We start from the raw sequence: 5,221 nt of genomic DNA, 5'->3' as shown, positions 1-5,221 counted from the left end.
TATGAGTTCATAGCCCGCTTGAAGAACGGCACTGGGTGACGAAATATTTTTAAGGTAAGCCTCAGGTAGTAATTGAAAACTTGCTACCAGTTGCCAACCCGCCAACATAAGTAACGGCAACCACCAACCCCCTGTACGCCCAAATAGGGTTTTAACAACCTTGTGGGTTGACAATGTCTTGACTGGCGCATTCACCCTTATCGGTTTCGTCGGTAGCGGCTTTGATGTCGCTACCACTGAATTATCCGCAACAAAACTTGACGTTTTCATAAACAACCTCTCACTGCAAATTTATCAATGCAACTTTATTAATGACTGTTAAAAGCTTAACTGTCGGCTGTATCGCTTCAAAGTAGTAAGCGCAAGCTAGCGTCATAAAGATTACCTATTCTTTTTTTACTAGCTTTTTACTAGCCATAGTTTTACTTGGGTGGATACCAAACAATATCTTTTACCTGTATTTGTTTTGGCAGCAATTTATTTTTATAAAAAGTATCCGCTTCTTGCTGCTGGGCTTGAATGATGTCATCGGTGATATAGTTGACACCGTAATTTCTTGATTTCACCGAGGCTAACGCCACGTCAGGTTTTAGATTGGTGACTTTTTGGATCATTTTGCTAAAAGTTACCGGGTCAGCGGTAATCGCTTTATCCGCTTCATCAATGGCTTTGACAATGTCTTTAATCACATCGGGGTGTTTTTGAGCAAAATCCGTTGATGCCAAATAAAACGATGTATTATTGGGCTTAAGACCTGTAGCGTCGGTCAAAACTCGCGCTTTTAGCTCAATTTTGGCACTCGATAGATAAGGCTCCCAAACGGTCCAAGCATCCAATTTCCCTGATTCAAAGGCAGCACGGGCATCAGATGGCTGTAAATACTTGACATCTATGTCAGCAAAACTTAATTTGTCACGTTCCAATGCTTTTAGTAACGTATAGTTGGCACTAGAGCCTTTAGTCACCGCCACAGATTTACCTTTTAATTCAGCCACTGACTTTAAGGTTGAACTCGCGGGGACAATGACGGCTTCAGACTGTGGTGAAGGATTTTCATAGGCAACATACACCAAATTGCTACCCGCGGCTTGGGCAAAAATGGGTGGCGTGTCCCCTGTGGTGCCAAAGTCAATATTGTTGGTATTTAGCGCTTCTAGCATCGGCGGTCCCGATTGAAACTGCACCCAATTGACTTTGATGCCGGATTTTTCGAGCGACTTTTCAAGCAGCTTACTTTCACGCAAATACACCAACGCCCCTGAGCTTTGTAATCCGATACGCACTTCTTCAAGTGGTTTTGAATCACCGCTCTTACTTTCATTGGTCTTTGCTTCATTGGTGGTTGCCGCATTGGCAGATTTAGTGGTATTTTGCTGGCAACCTGCTAATAGCAAGCTAATACTAAACCCCGAAATAAGTAGAGCAGAAACTTTTTTCATTACAATACCTTATGCAATATTTAGGACAATTTGTCCTTATCCTCAAAATTTTTCATTTTTTTCGAGATGAAATGCTATAAAGCCCTATCAAGTATCATCGAATGGTGACATTATTCCACAGAATAATAACAAAGCTTAATAATTATAATTGATAAGAATATAGAAGAATTTGCTAACCGCTTTAATTTATTGTTTATTGATAGCGGAAGGATGTGTGGACAGATAAATGCTATTTTCCGTAGAGAAAAACATAGGGCGCAATCGCTACAGCCAGTGCTAGACCGTTCATTTATTAATAATAGCGGACAAACATTCCTAGATTGTTGTTCGTGTATTTGTGAAATGCGTTATTCTCTTAGTCATGCCGTGAAATAGCCTGCCATAGGATATCAAACAAAGGATCAAAGTCAGCCGTCATCGGTTTGGCAGCGTGTCTTAACACGTGCATCAGCCCCAATCGGGTGATAAACCCCATAAACACATCTAATAAGGTTTTAAGCGAGACATTTTGATTAAGCTCCCCACGCTGCTGCCCATCCGACAACACTTGCAAAAAAGCTTCCATCAAATCCTTGTTTTCATAAATGGCAATATGTTGATAGTGGGAGACAGGAATCGCTGTAGAAAAAAACAATACCGCATCAGGATTGTGGTCAACAAAATCAAACATCACCCATAGCGTCTTACGCAGCCGGTCTTTGACACTATCAATACCGCTCAAATGGTCAATCATTCGAGCGGCTAGGCGACTAAGCACTCGATCTAAAATCACATATATCAGCGTGTTTTTATCGCCAAAATATTTATACAAGGTCTGCAGTGACACGTTCGCGTGTTTTGCAATTGACTGCATAGTCACACTATCCGCAGCGACCTCACTCTCACCACTGGCATACAGTGTAATCACACTTTTTTCGATTTTATCTAAGGTTGCAGGTCGTATCTGCGCAAGTAAGGTTAAATCACCCATTGTATTACTAGGACGTCCAAGCGTCATTGGCTTTTTCAACGCAGTCATAATATTCTCTATTTAGATATTTAAAAAATAGTAATATATATTACCATATCCACAGACAATATTGTTCTCATTTTTTATCTTTGTTATGATGGCGGCATTATTTGGCTATTTAATCATAATCTTAGGGTTTTTAGTTGGTATTACAATGGTAATATAAATTACCTTTATAATATAATTTAAGGATAAATAACTATAAATAGCCGAGCAATTTTTTAAGGTAGTAATTAATATTACTATTATAACGGTTTAATTAACCTCTCAATAACGAACGAGGAATCAAGGATGATCAACCATTTTGAATCAAGCTGGATGAACGAAGAAGTCGCCATGCTAGAAGATACTGCCAAGAAGTTTTTTCAAACTTGGATTGATAAAGACATCGAGTGGCGAAAAAACGGCATGATGGATAAAGAAGCATGGCTTGAAGCAGGCTCGATGGGCTTTTTATGTGCATCGATGCCTGAAGAGTATGGCGGTGCCGGTGGCGACTTTCGTCATGAAGCGGCATTGATTTATGCCCAAGCCGATGCGGCCTTGAGCGGATTTGGTGGCTTTTTGCATTCAGGTATTGTGGCACCTTATATCTTGCATCATGGCAGTGAACAGCAAAAACAGCGTTGGTTACCAAAAATGGCAACGGGCGAATTGGTTGGTGCGATTGCGATGACCGAGCCAGGGACGGGGTCGGATTTGCAAGCTATCAAAACCTATGCCGTTAAAGACGGTGATGACTACATTTTAAATGGTTCTAAAACTTTTATCACCAATGGCCAGTTAGCCAACCTAATTATCGTCGCTTGTAAAACCGACCGTGAAAAAGGCGCTCAAGGGGTATCTCTCTTGGTGTTAGAAACCGATGGATTAGCAGGCTTTGAGCGGGGTCGCAACTTAGAGAAAATCGGTTTATCGTCACAAGATACCTCAGAGTTGTTCTTCAATAATGTGCGTGTCCCACAAAAAAACTTATTGGGCAGTGTGGAGGGCATGGGCTTTATTCAGTTGATGCAAGAGTTGCCACAAGAACGCTTAATCATTGCTTTGGCGGCGGCCGGGGCGATTAAGAAATCGATTGAACTTACCATCGAATATACCAAAGAACGCCACGCCTTTAACAAGCCTGTGTGGTCATTTCAAAATACCCGATTTAAACTTGCCGAATGTAATGCGGACTACCTTGCCGTCAGGGCGATGTGTGATGCGGCACTCGAGGCCCATCTTAACAAAAAACTGACCGTACAACATGCCGCTCTATTAAAAGCCTTTACCACGGATAAACAAGCCAAAGTCACGGATGAATGCTTACAGCTATTTGGTGGCTATGGTTATATGCTGGAGTATCCGATTGCCCGATTATATGCTGATGCCCGAGTGCAAAAAATCTATGGCGGTACCAATGAAATCATGAAAGAGTTGGCGTCTCGTTTTATGTAACTCATCGTTTTATATGGCTGCGCCACTTTTTAGCTAGCCTAGATATTAGTATCAGATATTAGGATTAGATATTAGGATTAGCCTTTAGCAATTGACAAATTTTAATCATGATTAAGGAAAATCAAATGAGTAATACCGCTTATATTTATGATGCTATCCGCACGCCGCGTGGCAAAGGCAAATCCGATGGCAGCTTGCACCAAGTCGCTCCAATTTGGTTAATCAGAGAACTGCTGACAAATTTACAGTCACGCAATCAGTTGGACACGCAGTTAGTGGATGATGTGGTACTAGGTTGTGTCACCCCTGTTGGTGAGCAAGGCTCGGATATCGCCCGAATTGCGGTAATTGATGCCGGTTGGGCAGAATCGGTGGCAGGCGTTACCCTATCACGGTTTTGTGCATCAGGGTTAGAGTCGATTAATTTAGCCGCGAGCAAAATCATGTCAGGCATGGAAGATATGGTGGTGGCAGGTGGCGTGGAGTCTATGAGCCGTGTCAAAATGGGGTTAGACGGCGGTGCTTGGTACATGGACCCACGCGTCAATACCGCCACCGGCTTTGCCCCACAAGGCATCGGCGCTGATACGATTGCGACATTAGAAGGGTTTAGTCGCAGTGATGTTGATGCCTATGCCACCGAGTCTCATCGCAGAGCCCAGCAGGCTTCTGAGCAAGGGTATTTTGCTAAATCGATTATTCCTGTTAAAGATATCAATGGTCTGATGATTTTAGACCATGACGAAACCATTCGCGCTGATACCAGCGTTGAACGCTTGGCAGAATTAAAGCCCTCGTTTGCCATGCCAGGAAAAATGGGCTTTGATAAAGTGGTCTTAGATAAATATGCCACGATTGAAAAAATTAACCATGTGCACCATGCCGGTAACTCATCAGGTATCGTTGACGGGGCCGCGTTATGTCTGCTTGGTAGTCAATCAGCGGGACAAGCGGCGAATTTAAAACCCCGTGCCAAAGTCACGATGGCGGCAGTGGTGGGGTCAGAACCGACGATAATGCTAACAGGTCCGACACTAGCCGCAAGAAAAGCCTTAGCCCGGGCGAATATGCAGGTGTCTGATATTGACCTATGGGAAATCAACGAAGCGTTTGCAGCGGTGCCAATGAAAACGGCAAAAGACCTAGGGCTTAATATGGATATCGTGAATGTCAACGGTGGTGCGATTGCTATGGGACATCCATTAGGCGCAACAGGGGCAATTTTGATTAACACTTTGTTAGATGAATTGGAGCGCCGAGATTTGACCACTGGACTTGCGACCTTATGTGTCGGTGGCGGTATGGGTATTGCCACGATTATTGAACGTGTTTA

At 43.0% G+C, this 5,221-nt stretch carries 5 protein-coding genes; 2 read left to right on the top strand and 3 right to left on the bottom strand.

Annotated features, from left to right (window positions below; translation table 11 throughout):
• The 3 genes from RT143_RS11535 to RT143_RS11525 form a co-directional block, all read right to left on the bottom strand.
• Positions 1 to 270 (bottom strand): hypothetical protein (locus tag RT143_RS11535; protein WP_313093179.1); only part of this gene is annotated, 270 nt, incomplete at its 3' end.
• Positions 271 to 422: 152 nt separating this feature from the next.
• Positions 423 to 1,439: an aliphatic sulfonate ABC transporter substrate-binding protein gene (locus tag RT143_RS11530; protein ID WP_313093178.1), complete on the bottom strand. Its 1,017-nt coding sequence runs from the start codon at positions 1,437 to 1,439 to the stop codon at positions 423 to 425.
• A 355-nt stretch (positions 1,440 to 1,794) separates the two neighbouring features.
• Complete coding sequence (locus tag RT143_RS11525; protein WP_224054453.1) at positions 1,795 to 2,457, bottom strand: TetR/AcrR family transcriptional regulator; 663 nt, start codon at positions 2,455 to 2,457, stop codon at positions 1,795 to 1,797.
• 282 nt (positions 2,458 to 2,739) lie between these two features.
• Between RT143_RS11525 and RT143_RS11520 the strand changes: the two genes are divergently transcribed.
• Both RT143_RS11520 and RT143_RS11515 read left to right on the top strand, forming a co-directional pair.
• Positions 2,740 to 3,888, top strand: coding sequence for an acyl-CoA dehydrogenase family protein (locus RT143_RS11520; RefSeq protein ID WP_050324617.1), 1,149 nt, complete (start codon positions 2,740 to 2,742; stop codon positions 3,886 to 3,888).
• 125 nt (positions 3,889 to 4,013) lie between these two features.
• A partial coding sequence (locus RT143_RS11515) for an acetyl-CoA C-acetyltransferase (protein WP_007117086.1) occupies positions 4,014 to 5,221 on the top strand: 1,208 nt, incomplete at its 3' end.

Source organism: Moraxella sp. CTOTU48268 (assembly GCF_032069585.1).
Lineage (GTDB): Bacteria > Pseudomonadota > Gammaproteobacteria > Pseudomonadales > Moraxellaceae > Faucicola > Faucicola cinerea.
The sequence above is the reverse complement of the archived record's forward strand: the minus strand, read 5'-3'. Positions and strand labels throughout refer to the sequence as shown.